This is a genomic window from Clostridium sp. CAG:221 (assembly GCA_000435835.1).
GTDB lineage: Bacteria > Bacillota > Clostridia > Clostridiales > Clostridiaceae > Clostridium.
The window spans coordinates 30,478-31,761 of the sequence record FR883396.1; the positions used below are offsets into that span (position 1 = coordinate 30,478).

Here is a 1,284-nt window from a genome sequence, read left to right on the forward strand (position 1 = left end):
GTGCCTTAAACCAACTCGACCATCTCTCCTCGACAATGATTATTATATCAGTACCCCTATATAAGTGTCAACACTTTTTTCAACTTTTTTTTATTTTTTTTAGAATATGATTTTTATTGAGCTTTTATTCTATTTTTCTCTCCTAAATTTAGTATTATTGAAATTTAATTTCTTTTAATTATAAACTTCACTAGATTTTTCTACGACTATTTAATATAAGGATGTTCAATTAAATAAATATTACTGGAGGTATATTATGTTATTTTTAAGAAAAAAAACAGCACCTACAACATCTACTGTTGAAATAGCTACGGAAACTAAAATAAAAGAAACTCCTTCAAAATCAGATACTATTATTGAAGTTGTAAAAGCAACAATACAATCATTATCTGAGACTATTGATAACCATAAAGAAATTAATAAAGAACAATCATCATCACAAAATATGGCTAATACTATTAATAAACAGATCACTGAGTTAGAATTATTAGGTACTAATATGGGTAATCTAGCTGAAACTATAAATATTAATACTACGTCTCTTTTAGAAAGTACTAATATTGCCGTTGATAAATCTAAAGATAGTAAGAATGCTATTTCTGATATTGTAACAATAATTGAAACTCTTCAAAAACAAAATGAAGAAACTTATAAAAGCATTAAAGAGTTAGTAAATAGCTACAATGAAATAAGCAATATTACTAATATAATTAACAATATTGCCAATCAAACTAACCTTCTTGCTCTAAATGCTGCCATTGAAGCTGCCAGAGCTGGTGAACATGGAAAAGGCTTTGCAGTTGTTGCTGATGAAATAAGAAAGCTTGCTGAAATTACTAAACAAAACACTACAGATATATCTAATTTAATTAGTGACATTAAAACTGAAACTGATGCTGTTCTTAAAAATTCTGAAACAAGTAATGACGTTGTTGAAAAAGGTGTTAATATAACAATTGATGCTTCTAAAACTTTAGATGAGTCATTAGAAAATATTTTATTAACTGATTCTAATGTTCATAAACTGATTTCAACTCTTAATGAGCAATCTGTTAATTTAAGTAAATCTAATGAAATAAGTAGTTCTATACACTCTAAAATAATAGATATCAATGAAAGCTTAGTTTCACATATAAATAAATCAGAAATGCTAGATAAAAAATTAAATAAAATTATTAAAGATTTAAACTCATCTTTAAGATAGACTAATATAAAAAATAAAAGCAGCTATCATAGCTGCTTTTATTTTTTCAGACTGTTGACAAAGTGTCAACAGTCTTTAAT

1 protein-coding gene is annotated in these 1,284 nt (G+C 25.8%); it reads left to right on the forward strand.

Translation table 11 applies throughout. The features are described 5' to 3' along the window. Positions 1–256 precede the first annotated feature (256 nt). Positions 257–1,204: a methyl-accepting chemotaxis protein gene (locus tag Q5O44_RS06440; protein WP_022167578.1), complete on the forward strand. Its 948-nt coding sequence runs from the start codon at positions 257–259 to the stop codon at positions 1,202–1,204. The last annotated feature ends 80 nt before the right edge of the window (positions 1,205–1,284 follow it).